Origin of the sequence: uncultured Collinsella sp., from assembly GCF_959026545.1 — a bacterium.
GTDB lineage: Bacteria > Actinomycetota > Coriobacteriia > Coriobacteriales > Coriobacteriaceae > Collinsella.
In genome coordinates this window covers 62345-80556 of sequence record NZ_CAUFLV010000005.1, presented here as the reverse complement: position 1 = coordinate 80556, position 18212 = coordinate 62345, and the positions used below count along the sequence as shown (strand labels likewise).

Below are 18212 nucleotides of genomic sequence, written 5' to 3'. Positions count from 1 at the left end.
GGCACACCCTCGTGAGCAGCGCACAAGGCACTACAGGCCACTTGGTATCGGTTGCGGTGCCGGTGTACAACGTGGAGCACTACCTCGCACAGTGCCTCGATTCCATACGCTCTTCGCTCGGAAAGCAGCTGCAAGTCGTCATCGTCAACGATGGCTCCACCGATGGGAGCCTCGCCATTGCCGAGGCCTTCGCGCAACGCGCCGAAAGCGATCCGCACCTGCCCGATGTCTCCATCGTGACCAAGCCCAATGGCGGGTACGGCGCTGCAGTCAACAGGGGCTTCGATGAGTCCGATGGCATGTACGTCGGCATCGTCGAGCCCGACGACTACCTTGCCGGAGACCTCTTCGGCGAGCTCTACGCCATTGCCGAGGCGAGCGATATGCCCGACATCGTCAAATCAACCTATAAGCGCGTCTGGATGCCCGATACCCCGCAGCAGCGCATATGGGGCTCCCTGCTGCGTCACCGCGGCGTGCGCACCTGGAGGCGGGGCTGCACCAACCTGGGAGAATCTCCCCTGCTTGTCCGCTGGCACCCTTCGGTGTGGTCGGCGATCTACCGTCGTGACTTCCTCACGTCGACGGGCACGCGATTCATCGAGGCGCCGGGCGCGGGATGGGTGGACAACCCCTTCGTAATGCGAGCCATGTGCCAGGCGGACCGCATAGCGTTCACCGACGATGCGTGGTATTGCTATCGCGAGGATCGGCCGGGGTCGAGCAGCGTCACCAAGGCGCCCACCCTCTCGCTCACACGCTGGCTGCAAATGGCGGAGGAGGTCGCTCAGAGCCGCTGGGCGACGGACGAAGGTGTCCTCACCTCACTTGCGAGCATCGGTTTTCGCTACGCGTCGCATCTGTGGAATACTCCCGAGGCGCGCGATCCCGAGGTTACCAAGCTCCTCGAGTGCGTGCTCGGCGCCATACCCCTCGACATCGCGCTCTCACTCGACGATGTGTCGCCAGCGGCAAAGCAACGCTATCTCGATGCCACACATCAAAACGGAGACATTGGCAAAGCGATGACGTATCGCATGGCCATGATCCGCGAACTCTTGTATTCCTGGCGGGAGAACGGCATGTTCTTCGCCTGCGAGCGCGCCGGCCTCCATCGTCATCCAGCCAAGACCCAGCACATCTCCTAAGGAGCATCCGTGACCGCCGATTCATCCCCCGCCATCGCCACGAACGAGGCGACTCCCCTGGTATCTGTCATCATTCCCGCCTACAACGTCGAGGCGTACGTCGAGGCGGCCGTTCGCTCCGTCCTGGACCAGACCCTCACAGACATTGAGGTCATCGTCGTTGACGACGGATCGCACGACGAAACGGGGGCGATTCTCGATCGCATGGCCCTGCAGGACCCGCGCCTCACCGCCCTCCATGTCCCAAACGGCGGGGCCCCTACGGCGCGCAACCTCGCGATCGACCGGGCGCGCGGACGCTACCTCGTTTTCGTGGACGCCGACGACGAGTGCGCCCCCACCATGCTCGAGCACCTTGCCTCCATCATGGAGCGGGATCACTGCGAGCTCGCGGTCTGTGGCTTCGAGATCGTCACCACCACGGGATACGGCAATGGCGATGATTCCGGAGACGATACCTACGTTGAGGTCAAGCAGGTTCCGGATGCGACATATGCGACGGCAGAGGACTTCCATCACGCTTCGCCCGCGCTGTTCGACAACAACATGTTCTATCCGCCCTGGAATAAGATGTTCCTCGCCAGCCGCCTCAATGAGCTCGGCATCCGGTATCGCGATGTTTTTTGGGACGATTTCCCCTTTGTGCTCGATTACATCAGGGACGTCCAGAGTGTCAGTATGACGAGCGAGCCCCTGTACCGCTTCTTCCGCCGGCGCGCCGACTCGGAAACCGCCCGGTATCGCGACGGCGTGTTCGAGAAGCGCGAGACGGAAAACGACTGGATGCGCGAGCTGTACCGCCACTGGAACATGGAAGACGACGCCAGCGCCAACGAGATGGTGAGCCGCCGGTACATCGAGCGCCTCGTCGGCTGCGTGGCCAACGAATGTTCCCCCAAGAACCCCAAGTCGTTCTCCCAAAAGCGCGCGAAGGTCAAGGAGATGCTGAGCTCGCCGGCGGTGCGCCCCTCGCTCAAGGCGGCTCGGCCCCGCAGCGCGAAGATGCGCCTCATGCTCATCCCCTATCGCATGAACAGCGCGACGCTCTGCCTGGTTTCCGGCATGTTCATCGAATGGGTTCGCGGAACAGCTCCCACGCTGTTCGCCAAGCTCAAGGCCAACCGCTAGCCTCACTCGGCAACCTTCACAGGGTTTCCTCGTCTGTTAGGACTTTGCGTTGCTTTGCGTGACGGGGTGGTATTGCGCGCGCGTGGGTACGAGAATCTCGTGAGCGATCACGAGAGGTGTACCCTATGACTTCAAACGATACAGAACAGACCACCCGCAGTCCGTATAGCGCGTACCTGGGCTCACCCGACACGCACATCGGGGCGACGCAGCCCATCGCGCTGCGCAAGGGGCTCCTCGACGGCATCTCTGTCGCGCAAATCATCGCCGCGGCGGCGGCCGCCGTGACCTCCATGCTCCTCTCATCAAAAATCGGCATCGCGGGGTCCGTCATCGGCGCAGCCGTGAGTTCCGTGGTGACCGTCGTGTGCTCCCAGCTCTATCGCAACGCACTCGACACGAGTGCGCGAAAGCTCAAGGCAAAACAAGCGATGCGAGCCTACCAAGCGCAAGAGCGCGTCCTCGATACGCTCGACGCCTACGGGACCAGCGCCGCCTCGTCAACGACGAACATGAGCCCCGAAGCGGCGCACGAAGACACCCGCACCCCGCATATCCGCATCGCGCCTACCAAGCTGCAGGCAAGGGCAGCCGCAGAGCGAAGCGCGTCCAAGCGAAAGGTGACCTTTGCATCAATTCTCATTGCCGTTCTGGCCGTCGTGATCAGCGCAGGCGCCGTCATGCTCGCCACCGCGGGAGAGGGCCTGGGCACGAAGACGCCATCCGTGTTCGGTGCCTCAACGTCCACCGATCAGCCGCCGACAAATCCCGCGGATGAAGTTGCCCCGACGACGCCTTCGACGTCAGCCCCGCAAGCAACGCAAGACGGCAACGACACGACAAATGGCAGCGCCACGTCCAGCACCGATGCCACATCGGGATCGGGCTCCACGTCGGGCACGGGAAGCACAGGCACTGGCGATTCGTCGAACTCCAATACAAACTCCGGTGGCTCAACGAGCTCGGACTCCAGTGACGGCAACACAGACGGGTCCTCATCTGATAGCTCAAATGGAGCAGGGACGCAGTCAACCGATAACGGCACCGAGGTGAACGCCGGCGCATGATGCTACCATGGTGAGCGCAATCGATTGAAAGAGGCCACCATGGCACGAGCGAAATCCTCCGCAAACCTAACTGCGAACAACCTTATATACCTGTATCGCCTTCTGTCCCAAGAACTCGGGTGTGGGAGGCAGACGTTTCTCCCCGCCGTGGAGGAGGCCCTCGCATCCGATCAGATGACCGCTGATGACTTGGGATTTGATTCGACGCGCGACTTACTCGAAGCGCTTGAGGTGTTCGTCAAGTTGACCATTTTCAAGGGTGGCAGAATCTACGCGACCATCATTGCCCAGCCCACATGGGACGAGGCGCTCGCCGCATTTGAGGCGACGGATGGCAAAAAGACTGCGGGAGAATCTTCCGGCAAACCGTGGAAACGCAAGAAGGCCGACAAGACGCTCAAGCCGGTGCGCCCCAAACGCGCAAAGCGCCCGGAGCCCGAACCGAAGCCCGTGCCCGCACAGGAGCCGGAGCTCGAGTGCGAATCGGCGCAGGCGGATGGCGAGCTGCCATCCGGTCTTCAGCCTGAACCCGCTTCAGCACCGGAGAGCGTTGCCGCTCCCGGACGCACCGCGCCGTCTTTCCATGACACGTCAAGCGGCTCGAGCGCGCCATCCGACTCCGGTGCGCCATCCGGCGCCGACGAGCCGTCCAGCGCACCCGATGCGGACACAGAGCCTGAACAGCCAGCAGCCCGGGAGGCGGCAGCGCCGGGTGTCGACGATACGTCCCCCGATGGCCCAAGGCCCGCGATATCGCTCACCGTGGTCTACGACCCCTACAACGGGATTGACCGCGAGACGACCATCCAGTCACACCCCATCGCGCCCGCACCTTCCCCGGTGCGCACTGAGACGCCCGAAAGCACCGTTCCCGCACCTGCCGAGGACCCTGCGCAATTCGAGGCGTTGCCCGATGTCGTCGAAGCTCCGACGCAGCTGCCGTCCTCCTCTTCCGCACAATCAAGCGTCGCCGCCCCAGCAGAGCCCGAGATAGTGCTTGAGGCGACTCCGGAGACGAGAAATCCCGCGCCCTCGCCTGAGGTCCTCGCAAGCTACCCCACCAACCTCTCCAGCGAGGTGTATTTTCCCAGCGAACGCATCGCGGACCTTTGCGAGTTGCTCCCCTACGGCACCGATGTCTTCACACTTCTCGCAGAGGACTATGCCCGCGCCCGCACGCTCGAACTCATAACGGGCACGCGAGCCCGAGTCGTCTTCCCCTTGCGCGTTCAACATGCGAACAGCATCGAACCCATCGAGGTCACGCTCAAAAAACGCTCGGGCCCTGGCTTGCAGTGGGAGCTATTCGTCGTCAAGTAGGCCAAGCAACGCAGAGACGCGCATGCACCCCCTCCGAAAAATCGGGGGGTGCCAGGAGACGGTACGGCGACACGACCCCGCTCCCAACGCACTGCGGGCAGAATGTCGAAAAAAACGCGATTGAAACGCGTCAATTTCGACATTCTGCCCGCTTTGTCAAAAGATCGCCGCGTGCCAAAGGGTGCGCCAAAAGGGGTACGCCCCCTTTTGGCACGCGGCGATGCAAGTCAGTTTAGTCGCGCGTGAGCTTGCGGTGGACGCGGTGCGGCTTGGCGGCGTCCTCGCCCAGGCGGGCGACGCGGTTCTCCTGATACTGCTCGAAGTTGCCCTCGAACCAATACCAGTTGCCCGGGTTCTCGTCGGTGCCCTCCCACGCGAGGATGTGGGTGGCCACGCGGTCGAGGAACATACGGTCGTGGGAAATGACCACGGAGCAGCCGGGGAACTCCAGCAGCGCCGACTCGAGCGCGGAGAGGGTCTCCACGTCGAGGTCGTTGGTGGGCTCGTCGAGAAGCAGCAGGTTGCCGCCCTGCTTGAGGGTGAGCGCGAGGTTCAGGCGGTTGCGCTCGCCGCCGGAAAGCACACCGGCGCGCTTCTGCTGATCTTGGCCCTTGAAGCCGAAGCTCGCCACATAGGCGCGGCTCGGGACCTCGTTCTCGGCCACCTGCATGATGTCCAGACCGTCGGACACGACCTCCCACAGGGTCTTATCGGGGTCGATGCCACCGCGCATCTGGTCGACGTAGGAGATCTTGACGGTCTCGCCGATCTCGAGGCTGCCGCTCGTGAGCGGCTCCAGGCCCACGATGGTCTTGAACAGCGTGGTCTTGCCGACGCCGTTGGGGCCGATCACGCCCACGATGCCGTTGCGCGGCAGGGTGAAGGAAAGATCGTCGATGAGGACGCGGCCGTCGAATTCCTTATGCAGGTGCTCGGCCACCAGGACCTTGGAGCCCAGGCGCGGGCCCACGGGGATGCGAATGTCGGTGTAGTCGACCTTCTGGCTGGCGCGGGCTTCGGCCTCCATCTCCTCGTAGCGAGCCAGACGCGCCTTGTTCTTTGCCTGACGGGCCTTCGGGGACGAGCGGACCCAGTCGAGCTCTGCCGCGATGCGCTTGGCGAGGCGCTCCTCGCGCTGGCCCTGCGCCGCGGCGCGAGCTGCCTTGGTCTCCAGGTAGGTGGAGTAGTTGCCCTTGTAGGGGTAGAGGTGCCCGCGGTCGACCTCGCAGATCCACTCGGCCACGTGGTCGAGGAAGTAGCGGTCATGCGTGACGGCGAGCACGGCGCCGGGGTAGTTCTTGAGGAAGTGCTCGAGCCACAGGATGGACTCGGCGTCGAGGTGGTTGGTGGGCTCGTCGAGCAGCAGCAGGTCGGGTGCCTCGAGCAGGAGCTTGCACAGGGCCACGCGGCGACGCTCGCCACCGGAGAGGATGTTCACCGGCATGTCGGAATCGGGCAGCTGCAGCGCGTCCATGGCCTGGCCGAGCTTGGAGTCGATGTCCCAGCCGTCCGCGGCGTCGATCTCGTCCTGCAGGCGGCCCATCTCGGCCATCAGGGCGTCCATATCGCAATCCGGGTCGCACATCTCGACCGAGATCTGGTTGAAGCGCTCGACCTTGGCGACCATGTCGGCGAAGGCGAGGCGGACGTTCTCGATCACGGTCTTGTCCTCGTCCAGCGGGGGCTCCTGCTGGAGGATGCCCACGGTGTAACCGGGCGTGAGCTTGGCGTCGCCGTTGGAAACCTCCTCGATGCCCGCCATGATCTTGAGCAACGTGGACTTGCCCATGCCGTTGGGACCCACGACGCCGATCTTGGCGCCCGGATAGAAGGACAGGGTCACATCGTCGAGGATGACCTTGTCGCCATGCGCCTTGCGCGCCTGATACATCTGGTAGATGAACTCTGCCATGGACGGCTCCGTTTCCAAGGGTTTACGTGGTCTAACGTTCCCCATTGTCGCATGAAACCGAGAACTGCAGGAATTCTCGACGAATTGCGCAACCAATCCACCCCGACACATTACCTCGATTTAGGGACAGGCAGTTAATTGAGGTGTTAGCACACGCCTACAGTGCAGTAAAGGCTTGATCCAAGTCCCAGATGATGTCTTCGATGTCCTCCGTACCGATGGAAAGGCGAATGGTCGCGGGCGTGATGCCCTGGTCGGCGAGCTCCGCCTCGGTGAGCTGAGAGTGCGTGGTGGTGGCAGGGTGAATGACCAGGCTCTTCACGTCGGCGACATTGGCCAGCAGACTGAACACCTGCAGATGGTCAATGAACTTCCACGCGGCGTCTTGGCCGCCCTTGATCTCGAAGGTGAAGATCGATGCGCCCCCGCGCGGGAAATAGCGCTTGTAGAGCTCGTGGTCAGAGTGATCGGGCAGGCTCGGGTGATTCACCTTGGCCACGTACGGGCTGGAGGCGAGGTATTCAACCACGCGCTTCGTGTTCTCAACGTGACGGTCGAGGCGCAACGAAAGTGTCTCGACACCCTGCAGCAGAATCCACGCGTTGAAGGGTGAGATGCAGGGGCCCTCATCGCGCAAGAGGACGGCGCGTACGTACGTGGCAAAGGCAGCAGGGCCCGCCGCATCGGCGAACGCAACCCCGTGATAGCTCGGGTTGGCGGCGGCAATCTGCGGGAACTTACCGCCCACGGTCCAGTCGAAAGACCCGCCGTCGACGATGATGCCACCCAGGCTCGTCCCGTGACCGCCCAGGAACTTAGTCGCCGAATGCACCACGATATCGGCGCCGTGCTCGAGCGGACGGATGAGATAAGGCGTGCCGAACGTGTTGTCCACCACCACGGGCAACCCATGGGCATGGGCAAGCGCGGAGACGGCATCGATGTCGGGGATATCAGAGTTGGGGTTGCCAAGGGTCTCGAGATAGACGAGCGTAGTCTCAGGACGGATCGCCGCCTCGACCTCGGCCAGATCGTGGATATTCACGAACGTGGTCTCGACCCCAAAATCGGCGAGGGTGTGGGCCAACAGGTTGTATGTGCCGCCGTAGATGGTCTTCTGGGCAACCACGTGAGCCCCGGCGCGAGCAAGCGCCTGGACGGTGAGGGTGATCGCTGCCGCGCCCGACGCAACCGCAAGCGCCGCCACTCCACCTTCGAGTGCGGCGATGCGATCCTCCAGTACACCCTGGGTGGAGTTGGTCAGGCGCCCGTAGATGTTGCCGGCGTCGGCCAGCCCAAAGCGATCGGCGGCATGCTGGGAATTGCGGAACACGTAACTCGTCGTTTGATAAATTGGGACGGCGCGGGCGTCGGTCGCGGGGTCGGGACTCTCCTGTCCGACATGCAATTGCAGGGTGTCGAAGCCAAACTCGTGGTCGGGGTTCTTAGTAAAACGACTCATAACGTGCTCCTTGGGTTCTCGGCGAAAAACTACTCCTCGCAATCCCACTCACAGGTGCGACATTGCTTCCCGTTTTTTCCTATCTAATGGATGGGTTGCTGAATGCATCCTAGTGAGGTGCAGGACGGCCGTCAACCTGACCAAGCGTTCGTTTCGGTCGCATTTCCGTTTCGCTTCACCATGGTTTCAAGCTGTGGTCGTTCAAGCGCATGGGCCTCGAACGGCAGGTTGCGTGCGTCGCCGCATCAAAGAGCAACGGCGGCCTTGGAGCCGCAGCCCGCACGCGCTCCGGCGCCTCGCTGCGTGCGAGCGCCTCATATACGACCCGCCATCTCCTCGCTTCGACATTGCACCAAGCCGTGCGCGTCACGCTACAATATGAGGTCACCACGCATGCCTGCAATCTCCCAAGGAGCCCCGATGGAAACCATGAAGGACCGCCTGCGTATTATACTCGGCGATGAACGCCTCGCTCGCCTTGAAGGCGCCTGCGTCCTCGTGTTCGGCTGCGGTGGCGTTGGGTCGAGCTGCGTTGAGGCGCTCGCGCGCGGAGGTGTGGGTACCCTCCTCATCGTCGACAAGGATGTGGTCGCGCCCTCCAACATCAACCGTCAAGCCATTGCCTTCGAGAGTACGGTTGGTCAGCGCAAGGTCGACGTCATGGCCGCCATGATCGCAGATATCAGCCCGTCCTGCCGCGTCTTTGCCCATGACGCTTTCGTCCTTGCGGAGAACCTCGAAGACCTCTACGACATCTGCCTTACAGAGGCAGATGGGCATATTGACTACGTGGTCGATGCCATCGACACGGTGTCCACCAAGCTCGCCCTCGCCGCTCTCGCGCAAACGCGAGGCTTTGAACTCATCAGCTCCATGGGGGGCGCCAAGAAGATTCACCCCGAATGCCTGCGCATCGCCGACGTGCACAAGACGGTCAACTGCTCGCTGGCGCGCATCATGCGCAAGGAGTGCCGCAAGCGCGGCATCCGCCACCTGCGCGTGCTCTATTCCTGCGAAGAGCCGGTGCGCATCGCCGCCGCGCCCGGCGCCGCGCGCTCGGAGCGCACCGACTTGGGCACCGCGAGCTTCATGCCACCCATCATGGGTCAAATGATCGCCGGCGAGGTCCTACGACATATTTCGGGTCTTGGCACGGGCGACGACGTCTCCGCCGCACTCGCCATGCATGACGCTGCGCAAAAGGGCCGACTTGCTGGCAAACGGGGCGGACGCGCATGAGTGCGCGCGTACCGACTGAGTGTACACCGTGCTCGAAAAGGGTAGAAATGTCGAAAACTGAGCCCGATTCGGAGCGTTTTTTCGATAAAACTACCTTTCACGCAAGCTCGAACGGCCGTGAACATCGCCCTTGGAACCTCGTGGACATGCACTGCCACTTGGACCGCATGGCAAACGGCGCCGAGGTAGCATCCGAGCTCGAAAGCATGGGCATCGCCGCGTTCTGCACGACCGTAACGCCCGCAGATACGCTCGCCGCCCGAGAACAGTTCGCGCCGCGCCACAATATCCGCGTTGGCGCAGGTCTGCACCCCTGGTGGATCGACGAAGACCCCTTGATGGTCGAGCAGGCCGCAACTCTTGTCGCGGGCGATACATTCATCGGAGAGATCGGCCTTGACTTCTCCCCTTCCCATATAGGCACGCGCGCAGCCCAGCTCGCCGCCTTCGAACGCATCCTAGATGCATGCGGCGAAAGCCCGCTTGCAGGGCGCGTCGTGTCCATTCATGCCGTACGAGCGGCCTCCGAAGCCCTCGACGTCCTTGAACGTCACAGCTTTCCCCGCCTTGCCACCTGCATCTTCCATTGGTTCTCGGGAACCTCTGAGGACTTCATGCGCCTCCGCAAGCTCGGTTGCCACATCTCCGTCAACGAACGCATGCTCGCCACCAAGCGCGGACGGGAATACGCCCGGCAGATGCCCCTCGGTCGGCTGCACCTGGAGACGGACGCCCCGGCGCAGCCTGGATCCCCCTACTCCGCCGAGGAGCTCGAGTCCTCGCTGAACCGTACGCTTAACGCCCTCGCGCGCATTCGAGGCATCGAGCAGGGCGAACTCGCCGCGTACATGGCACAAACGAGCGCGGCGATTCTCGGATAATAACGCCACCAAGATTTGACGCACGGCACTCGTTTGCCCGCGCATACTCGCGTAAGCGATCCAAATGACGTCAACGGGATCTGGCTCTCGGTGCTTGCCATACTTCGACGCGCGAAGCGAGGGAGCATTCGACAAGTTCGATATCGAGCAGGAGCTGAGCCGTGTGATTTTGCGATTGTGGTCAAAATACCCAAATAGTGCGCAAATCAGAATGAATCTCTAGCCATGCATAACGACCCTCGTTCGCAATTCCTGCGGTTTTTCCGAGCGAACCGAACAATACCGCCGTCGCCACCCGCTATGCCAGCGATCTGATTTTTATGACCTGCACTTTTGATAATCCGTCCGCACGGTGCGGGCGCATTATTTAGGTATTTTGACCAATTGCGGAAACCCACACGATGGCCAGCCGCGGAGCACTCTTTTTCTATGCGATAATATCGCGATAATTGCTTGTTTTATACATATCGAAACGACGAGAGGCTACCAGCCCTCCAACCCTCCGCATGCGACGCATTTCCGCGCACGCTCTCATTCAACAAGCACACCGAGCAGATAGCGAAAATGGGGCACCCGCAGCATGGCGGGCACCCCAGAATTGACCATATGACAGCCGCATTTCCCAATCTGCTGAGAGCCGGACTCGCAGCAGATGAACCCGCGGCAGCTAAGGCATGAGCAACCAGGTCCTTGGCAACTGATCTCTTAGTAGTCGAACTGGTGATAGTAACGACGGTACTTGAGGTTATGCTTGGTAACCAGCTCGTAGTTGCGGGCAAGGCGGTCGGTGGTGAGCACGGAGAGGATCCAGGGGGACACGATGACGCGGAAGTCGTCGTCCAGGCCGGGAATCGCGTACTCGGCGGTGTCGATGATGACGTAATCCTCGTCACCGGTCACGCCGCTGGTGAGGAAGGCGCGGACGCGCTCGTCGAGGGCGCGGCACTCGTCCTCGCCCATGAACAGGAACACGGGTACGCCGGGCTCGAGGAGCTCGAGGGTACCATGGAAGAAGTCATGCGAGGTGATGTGGCGGATGCGCTTCCACTGCATCTCCTCGAGCAGGCACATGGAGTAGAGGATGGTCTCGCCCCACAGCGCGCCGGAGCCGATGAACATGGTGTAGTCGGCCAGGGCGTACTTGCGGGCGAGCTCCTCGGCGCGGGGCTCGAAGCGCTTGCGGATGTCGAGCATGTCCTTCCAGATGTCCTTGGTCTGCTCGATGAACAGGTCGAACTTGGGGAAGCAGCCGCGACGGTTGAGGAGGCGCAGGCCGAAGCAGTCGGCGAGGTAGTAACCCTTCTCGCAGCCGCCGGCACCGTGGTCGGAGGCCATCATGACGCAGTTCTCGGCACCCACGGCCTGGCCGATCTTGCCCTCGGGGTTGGTCATGGCGTAGACGCGAACGCCCATCTCCTTCATCTTGCCGATGGCCTCGAGGACCTCGGGGGTAGTACCGGACTCGGAGGCGGTCAGCACGATGGAACGCTCGGTCATGCGCTTGTGGCCCATGACGTTCCACTCGGCGGCGTGGATGAGGTAGACCTCGAGGTCCTTGTCGCCGAACTTGTTCATGAGGTACTCGAGCTGCATGAACTCGTCCCAGGTGCCGCCGACGCCCATGAGGAACACGGCGTCGTAGCCCTCCTCGTGCACGCGGTCGGCCAGGGCGGTCATCTTCTTGCCGGCCTCGTAGACGTTCCTGCCGTCCTCGAGGTAGCCCTCCTGGTCGAAGTGCATGATCTCGATCTTCTCGGTCTCCTTCATTGCTGGCTCCCTTCGCCGCCGTGGCCTCTCATATCCAAGTTGAGAGTTTTTAATACCACTTGTTGAGTACATCTTAACGCTTTTTCATACCATTTTGGTGATGCCAGAAGGTTTCCCGCGAACGGTCACATCTTCTCCGTAAGCGGTTATTTCCCCTGAATCAGACAACGACGAACAGGTTGCGTGAGCACCTGTCCGCCGTCATTCGATGTCTATTAGTACTGATAGGTGTATCCACCCTGGTTTGCAGGCGTCAATGAATAGGCGTGCTCGATGGGCCTGCCATCGACATCGAAACTGACGCACTCGAGGGAAAGGGCGAGGCTTCCCGGCTCAACCTGAAGCAAGCCCGCATCGCGCGCGGACAAAGCGACCACGTCGAGCTTCTCCTGTGCAAGGGCAACGGGTCTACCGCACATTTCATACGTCTCATAAAGGCTGAACACCGATACATCGACATCTTCAATGCCCGGAAACAGCTTGACGGGGACGAGCGTCTGCTCGAGCGACACGGGCGTTCCGTCAGTGCTGTTGAGACGGCGGATGGAGTAGAGTTCATCGCCCTCATCGATATCGAAGAGATGGGCGTATAGCGGCCCGGCGGCACGCAGCGATTTGGAGAGCTGACGCACCGAGGCGACCTCGCGGGCCGCCCCCGCAGCGGACCTAAATCCGCTCACCCGCGAGCCGGAGTCCGCGCCGCCCTGGGCAACGAATGCCCCCTTACCCTGCACGCGGCGGATGAGCCCCCGCTCAACGAGACCGTCGATGGCATTGCGCACGGTCAGGCGCGTGGTCGAGAACGCAGCGGCGAGCTCGTGCTCCGAGGGGATGGCCGACCCCGGCGCATAAACGCCCTCGGCGATGCGGTGCTCGATGGCATGGCGAATCTGCACGTATCGGGGTTCGCCGGCATGACGCGAAACACATGGAGCCCCGAGGGCGGTCACCTCCAGGTCATGGCGGCGGAAGTCTCGTACGCCGGCTTCGTCTCGCACCACCGCGTTGTGACCTACCACGTGAGCCATGTGCTCGACACCCCCTCGGGAACCACGCCGTTCTTGCAGCCGTTGCTCGCAAACCGATACCTGCTCGGTACGTAGACGGCCTTCAGATACTCCATGGGCACGCCGGCGGCAGTTCGCTCGAGCGCCTGCACGAAAAAGACCGGCTCACCTTCGTCGATCAGCAGGCTCTCCGCCTCCTGGGAAGTCGCGCGGGCGATGGAGACGCGCTCCGTACCGTGCCCGACGCGGATCCCGTGCTCATGGGCCAGCACGTCGTAGAGGCTCTCGCGCGAGAAGTCGTGCCCCTCGATACCGGGGCACAGCGCGTAGTTGATATAAGAGGTCTCCACGGCGACGGGAACGTCGTCGGCGAAGCGGACGCGGCGGACCTCGAACACGCGCGAACCGACGGCAAGATCGAACTTGGCCGCAAGCACCTCATCGGCATCCACAACGCGGGCGTCGAGAAGGCGGGCGCCGGGCTCACGACCCACGCGGCGGACGGCATCGGAAAAGTTCCGGGTTTCCTGGAAGATGTTGATGGGCTTAGGCGGCAACACGTACGTGCCCGACCCCTGCCTGCTCTCGAGCACGTGCATCGAGATGAGTTGGGTGATTGCCGCACGAAGCGCCGTGCGCGAGACACCGAGGCGCTCGGAAAGCACACGCTCAGAGGGCAACTTGTCCCCTCCGGTCAGGCCGGCGTTGTGGATATACCACCGGATGCCCTCCTGGGCTCGGTCTTTGGGCGGGATGCCCATAGGCTCATCTGCCACGCCGTCACTTCCTCTCAAACACGACCACGCGCGCGGGGCAACCGCAGCCTCTATCGACCGAGCGGCATAACGACCTCGAACAGGTCGGGAATCGAATCGATAGTATAGTCGGCCGCCTCCTGGGAGAAGCCGAAGCGGTCCTCGCGCTTGGCGACCACGGTGAGGCCGGCCGCCTTGCCCGCGGTGATGCCGGGGACGGAATCCTCCACGCAACAGCACTCGTCCGCAATGAGGCCAAGGCTCTCGAGCGTGTGCAGGTAGATCTCGGGATTGGGCTTGCTTTGGTGGAACTGTTCGCCACTCGTGACCAGCTCGAACGCATCGGCGAGGCCACATGCGGCGAGGACCTCGCGGATGTTGCCCATGGGCGAGGATGAGGCGAGCGCGACGCGGACGCCGCGGCGCTTGAGCTCGTCGACGGTCTCGACCACCCCGGGGTTGAGCAGGGACGCGAAATCCGGATAATGCGCGGATTCCCAGGCGTTATAGCGCTCGAGCCCCTCGTCCTCCGTGATCTGCTCGCCGCCCAGCGCGTACCACGCTACCAGGTTGCGCTTGAAGTCCTTGAAGGACGCGCCCACCGCGGAGCACAACGACTCGCGGGGCACATCGATGCCGGCGGCGTCGAACATCCCGGCGAGCGTGTCGAAATAGAACTTCTCGGTATCGACGATCACGCCGTCCATGTCGAAGATGACGGCCTTGAAGGGAAAGGCGGGCTGGGTCATGAGCGGGGTCTCCTGTCCGGTTAGTGAAATCGGCACGCGCCCAAGCATCCTCCCCGCCCGGGGCGCAGGTGGATGCGCGCGTGCCGCTCTGCATGATTGTAGGGGTTATTTCGGCTCTCCGCCGAAAATCAGTCATCGCCGTCGTAGTTCACGAAGTTCTCGGTTTTCGCCGCGGCGATCGCCTTGAACCGCTTGAGCAGGGGATGCTGCTTCGAGCTGCCGAGCGCGCTGCTCGTCAGATGGCTCACCAGCTGCACGAACGGCAGGTAGGCGAAGGAGGCGAGGTCGGCAGCGGGAAGTTCGGGGGCCACAAGGACGTTCGGGTCGCCGGCGAGCTCCGCAGTCGAGGCGGGCTCGGCTGCCTGTGCACTCGTCACCAGGAACGCGGCGTCGCTCACCTCGCGGGCCGCGCGGTAGATCAAGCGGCAGCGCTCACGAGCGGCATCCGGCGCATCGAAGAAGAACATGGTATACGCGGGCGTGATCTGCAGGTTGGGCCCATGGATGAACTCCTCCACCTCGTAGGCGGGGCTCGGGACGTGCACCGTCTCGCCGATTTTGAGCGCCCCCTCGAGGGCGACGCCGCGGGCTCCGTCGGCGGCGATGCTGTAGCTCAGACGCATCGATGTCAGCGCCTTCTCGTGGGCGCGGTAGAACTCGTAGGTCGAGGCGCGCACCGCGTCCAGGACCTCCACCGCCGCCGCGAGGTCGGCCATACGCTCGGGGCGCCCGCCCAGGCGGGCGGCGAACATCATGAGAAACAGCGCGAGCGTCGTCACGCCCTTCGTCACGTAGCCCACGAGCTCGGTGCCCGCCCCCCAATCGACCATGACGTCGGCATGGTCGCGGGCGTCAGCCCCCACGTTGCCGGTCAGACACACGGCGCGGGCCCCCTGGGCACGGATGACGTCGAGTGCCTCCAGCGCGTTGGTCGACAGGCCGCTTTGGGTCACGACCGCCACGAGCTCGCCCTCGCGGACCTCGGGCTCGTAATAGGTGAACCGGTGCGGCGTCACGACATCGATCTGGACGCCAGGAAGGCACGACGCCATGAACGGCAGTGCGCACTGGCAGGCGTTGAACGACGAGCCAGATGCCACCAGGCGGATCCTTGCAGGGACGCGGCCGCCGCAGCAGACGACGAGCGGATCCGTGAGCTCATCGACGCGGTCGAGGTTCTCGTGCGCCACGCGCGGGGACTCGTCGACGTAATCCCCCATCGTCCATACGCGCTCTTCCAACGTGTCCATATGTCCCCTCCTTGAAATTAGGGAAGCGGGGCGCCGCACGCAGGCGCAACGCCCACGGTGCGACGCCCCGCTCCAAATGTTGATGGGGCGCGGCTCCCCGTCCGTGCGAGCCGCCTTTCCGTCACAACGTGGCACCCCGTTCAGGCGATACCTCGGCCGGTCGCGGCCTACACGCCCAAGATGCCGAAGAACGAGCCGACGAGGCCGACGACCACGAGCGCCACGAGCAGGGTGGTGGTCTTGACGTTCTTCTTGCTCACAAGCCAGTACATCAGCAGCGTGAAGGCGAGCGGGAGCAGGCCGGGCATGATCGTGTTGCAGATGTCGCCCAGCGTGGTCGCGGTCTCGCCGGAGCCGATCACGAGCGGCACGTTGATACCAACGTTCTCGGCGGTCATGCCTCCGATGACCATGAGGCCCAGGACGGAGGCGCCGTAGGTGAGGACCTCCATGAGGCCGCTCTCCTGCACCTTGGCGAGGAAGCCGCTTCCCAGCTTGTAGCCGGCGTGCATGAGGTAGAAGCGCAGGCCCTGAGCGGGGATGTTGAAGAGCAGCAGGAACAGGATGGGTCCCAGGATGTTGCCCTGGGCGGCGAGGCTCACGCCGACGCCGGTGGCGATGATGCGCAGCGTACCCCAGATGAAGGAGTCGCCGATGCCCGCCAAGGGGCCCATGAGGGAGACCTTGACGTTGTTGATGGACTCGGTCTCGAACTCGGGGTCGTTGGCGTTTTGCTCCTCCATGGCGGCGGTGATGCCCAGGATGAGCGTGGACATGTGCGGCGTCGTGTTGAAGAACTCGAGGTGACGCTGCATGGCCTCGGTCTGATCATCCTTGTTGGGATACAGCTTCTTGATGATCGGGAGCATCGAGTAGCAGAACGCCATGTTCATCTGCCGCTCGTAGTTCCAGTCCCACTCCATGCCGAGCGAGCGGATGGCGACCCTGTTGAGGTCCTTTTTGGTGAGCTTGCGCTCGTCTGCGGTCTGGACCGCGGCGTCGTTAGAAGTCGTCGTCATCGTCCATACCTCCTTCGGTGGCGAGAGCGGGACGGGCGTTCAGCTTCTGCTGGATCTGGGCGAGCACGACGGCCACGACCGCGCCGAAGATGGCGATGCCGGTGGTCGGGATGCCAAGGTAGGTGGACAGCGCGAAGCCGGCGATGAAGAAGCAGACGACCGTCTTGTTCATGATCATCTTGAGCAGCAGCGCGAAACCGATGGCGGGCAGCAGGCCCATGGTGATCTGCAGGCCGTTGGAGACCCACTCGGGGATCGTGTCGAGCAGCGCCTGGACCGCGGGGCCGCCGGCGTAGAAGCCGATGGCGACGCACAGGCCGATGATGAGGTTGACGCCGAAGAAGCCGCCCAGGAAGTGCATGCGGGCGACGCCGGCCATATCACCCTTGGCGGCGTAGTCGTCGGCCTTGTGGACGAACGGCGGGAGGATGAAGACCATGCCGACGTTCTTCACGATGAGGACGAGGGAGGCCACGGGGATGCCGATGGTGAGCGCGGTCTCGAGGCCGGAGCCGGTCGAGATGGTGAACGCAGTGCCGAGGACGGTACCGGAGATCATCTCGGGCGGGATGCTCGCGCCGATGGAGAACGAGCCCATGAAGGCGAGCTCCAGGGTGGCACCGAGCGTGACACCCGTGGGGATGTCACCCATGATGATGCCGGTGAGTGCTCCCATCACCAGCGGACGGGACAGGCAACTGGTACCGAGCAGGTACTCAGCGTTGCCGAGCATGGCGACGAGGCCCAGCAGGATGGCTTGGACGATCATCTGTGCTCCTTTCTGCATATCTCAAGAGGCGGCCCCTCGCCACCCCTTTGTGCATAAGCAAGCCCGGTGCCTGAGGCGCAGACATCCCCCGCCCATGCTCCGATGGGCCCCTCATGTCTGGTTTTCGGGGACGTCTCGCGGTCATGCGCCGCGTTTGCGGACCGCCCGGGCGTGTTGGCTCGCTGAGCCCGGGCGGCACCGTGGGGGATACCCTACAGGGCGCGCTCCACCTTGACGGCCGAGTCGTCGGGAACCATCTGGATCTCGACGTCAACGCCCTCGGAGACGAGCGCACGCAGCGTCTCCTCCTCCGCCGGCGTGACGTTCATGGCCTTGGAGATCGCGCGGGTCTCGGCGGTAGCCTTCGTGCCGCCCAGGTTGAGGTGCTTGATGCCGCACTCACGGCAGAGGCGAGCGGCATCGGCGATGGACTCGACGACGATGAAGAGCTTGTACTTGTCGGTCTTGCCGCTGTTGATGGCGGTAATGGAGTCCTCGATGGTCTTGATGACGAGCTTGGTGTCGGCGGGCTTGGCGAGCTTGATGGCGCTCTTGCGCAGGGCGTCGCCGGGCACGGAGTCGTTGGCGACGAGGATGCAATCGACATCCAGGGCGCTCTTCCAGGAAACGGCCACCTGGCCATGGAGCAGACGGTGATCGACGCGGAGCATCTTGATCATGTCGTTTTCCTTTCATCTCAGCCGCTCACGCGGCGTTGCCGGTGTATGGAAGCGTGCGG

Annotated in this window: 16 protein-coding genes; 6 read left to right on the top strand and 10 right to left on the bottom strand. The window is 63.1% G+C overall.

The genetic code is table 11. The annotated features are described in order from the left end of the window. Positions 1-11: 11 nt before the first annotated feature. From Q5Q88_RS04000 to Q5Q88_RS03985, 4 genes are all read left to right on the top strand, one after another. Positions 12-1148: a glycosyltransferase gene (locus tag Q5Q88_RS04000; protein ID WP_158574801.1), complete on the top strand. Its 1137-nt coding sequence runs from the start codon at positions 12-14 to the stop codon at positions 1146-1148. Between the two features lie 9 nt (positions 1149-1157). Beyond that, positions 1158-2276, top strand: coding sequence for a glycosyltransferase (locus Q5Q88_RS03995; protein ID WP_302741887.1), 1119 nt, complete (start codon positions 1158-1160; stop codon positions 2274-2276). A gap of 125 nt (positions 2277-2401) precedes the next feature. Beyond that, on the top strand, positions 2402-3343 hold the full coding sequence (locus Q5Q88_RS03990) for a hypothetical protein (RefSeq protein ID WP_118653207.1): 942 nt from the start codon (positions 2402-2404) through the stop codon (positions 3341-3343). A gap of 39 nt (positions 3344-3382) precedes the next feature. Further along, the gene (locus Q5Q88_RS03985; protein WP_302741884.1) at positions 3383-4663 is read left to right on the top strand and encodes a hypothetical protein; all 1281 of its coding nucleotides are present in this window, start codon (positions 3383-3385) and stop codon (positions 4661-4663) included. A gap of 232 nt (positions 4664-4895) precedes the next feature. Here Q5Q88_RS03985 and ettA read toward each other — a convergent pair whose 3' ends face one another. Beyond that, the gene (gene ettA, locus Q5Q88_RS03980; protein WP_118653203.1) at positions 4896-6575 is read right to left on the bottom strand and encodes an energy-dependent translational throttle protein EttA; all 1680 of its coding nucleotides are present in this window, start codon (positions 6573-6575) and stop codon (positions 4896-4898) included. Between the two features lie 157 nt (positions 6576-6732). Continuing rightward, positions 6733-8037 carry an O-acetylhomoserine aminocarboxypropyltransferase/cysteine synthase family protein gene (locus tag Q5Q88_RS03975; RefSeq protein WP_294122894.1) on the bottom strand — a complete coding sequence of 435 codons (1305 nt, stop codon included), beginning with the start codon at positions 8035-8037 and terminating at the stop codon, positions 6733-6735. A 420-nt stretch (positions 8038-8457) separates the two neighbouring features. Between Q5Q88_RS03975 and Q5Q88_RS03970 the strand changes: the two genes are divergently transcribed. Both Q5Q88_RS03970 and Q5Q88_RS03965 read left to right on the top strand, forming a co-directional pair. Beyond that, positions 8458-9276 (top strand): tRNA threonylcarbamoyladenosine dehydratase, encoded by an 819-nt coding sequence (locus Q5Q88_RS03970; RefSeq protein ID WP_294122899.1) that lies wholly within the window; start codon positions 8458-8460, stop codon positions 9274-9276. A gap of 47 nt (positions 9277-9323) precedes the next feature. After that, complete coding sequence (locus tag Q5Q88_RS03965) at positions 9324-10157, top strand: TatD family hydrolase (RefSeq protein WP_302741881.1); 834 nt, start codon at positions 9324-9326, stop codon at positions 10155-10157. A gap of 705 nt (positions 10158-10862) precedes the next feature. On the opposite strand, the gene Q5Q88_RS03960 is transcribed toward Q5Q88_RS03965, so the two are convergent. The 8 genes from Q5Q88_RS03960 to Q5Q88_RS03925 form a co-directional block, all read right to left on the bottom strand. Further along, positions 10863-11924, bottom strand: a complete 1062-nt coding sequence (locus Q5Q88_RS03960) for an SIS domain-containing protein (RefSeq protein WP_118653195.1) — start codon at positions 11922-11924, stop codon at positions 10863-10865. 215 nt (positions 11925-12139) lie between these two features. Next, positions 12140-12952, bottom strand: a complete 813-nt coding sequence (locus Q5Q88_RS03955) for a GntR family transcriptional regulator (RefSeq protein WP_302741879.1) — start codon at positions 12950-12952, stop codon at positions 12140-12142. Beyond that, positions 12937-13707, bottom strand: coding sequence for a GntR family transcriptional regulator (locus Q5Q88_RS03950; RefSeq protein WP_302741878.1), 771 nt, complete (start codon positions 13705-13707; stop codon positions 12937-12939). The genes Q5Q88_RS03955 and Q5Q88_RS03950 overlap by 16 nt, the downstream gene beginning before the upstream one ends. 50 nt (positions 13708-13757) lie before the next feature. Then, complete coding sequence (locus Q5Q88_RS03945; protein WP_302741876.1) at positions 13758-14435, bottom strand: HAD family phosphatase; 678 nt, start codon at positions 14433-14435, stop codon at positions 13758-13760. A 128-nt stretch (positions 14436-14563) separates the two neighbouring features. Further along, positions 14564-15685: an SIS domain-containing protein gene (locus tag Q5Q88_RS03940; protein WP_302741874.1), complete on the bottom strand. Its 1122-nt coding sequence runs from the start codon at positions 15683-15685 to the stop codon at positions 14564-14566. 167 nt (positions 15686-15852) lie between these two features. Next, positions 15853-16704, bottom strand: a complete 852-nt coding sequence (locus tag Q5Q88_RS03935) for a PTS system mannose/fructose/sorbose family transporter subunit IID (RefSeq protein ID WP_118653185.1) — start codon at positions 16702-16704, stop codon at positions 15853-15855. Next, positions 16688-17473 carry a PTS sugar transporter subunit IIC gene (locus tag Q5Q88_RS03930; RefSeq protein WP_294159044.1) on the bottom strand — a complete coding sequence of 262 codons (786 nt, stop codon included), beginning with the start codon at positions 17471-17473 and terminating at the stop codon, positions 16688-16690. Before Q5Q88_RS03930 ends, Q5Q88_RS03935 begins: the two co-directional genes overlap by 17 nt. Before the next feature lie 212 nt (positions 17474-17685). Next, positions 17686-18153: a PTS sugar transporter subunit IIB gene (locus Q5Q88_RS03925; protein WP_294122914.1), complete on the bottom strand. Its 468-nt coding sequence runs from the start codon at positions 18151-18153 to the stop codon at positions 17686-17688. Positions 18154-18212: the final 59 nt, after the last annotated feature.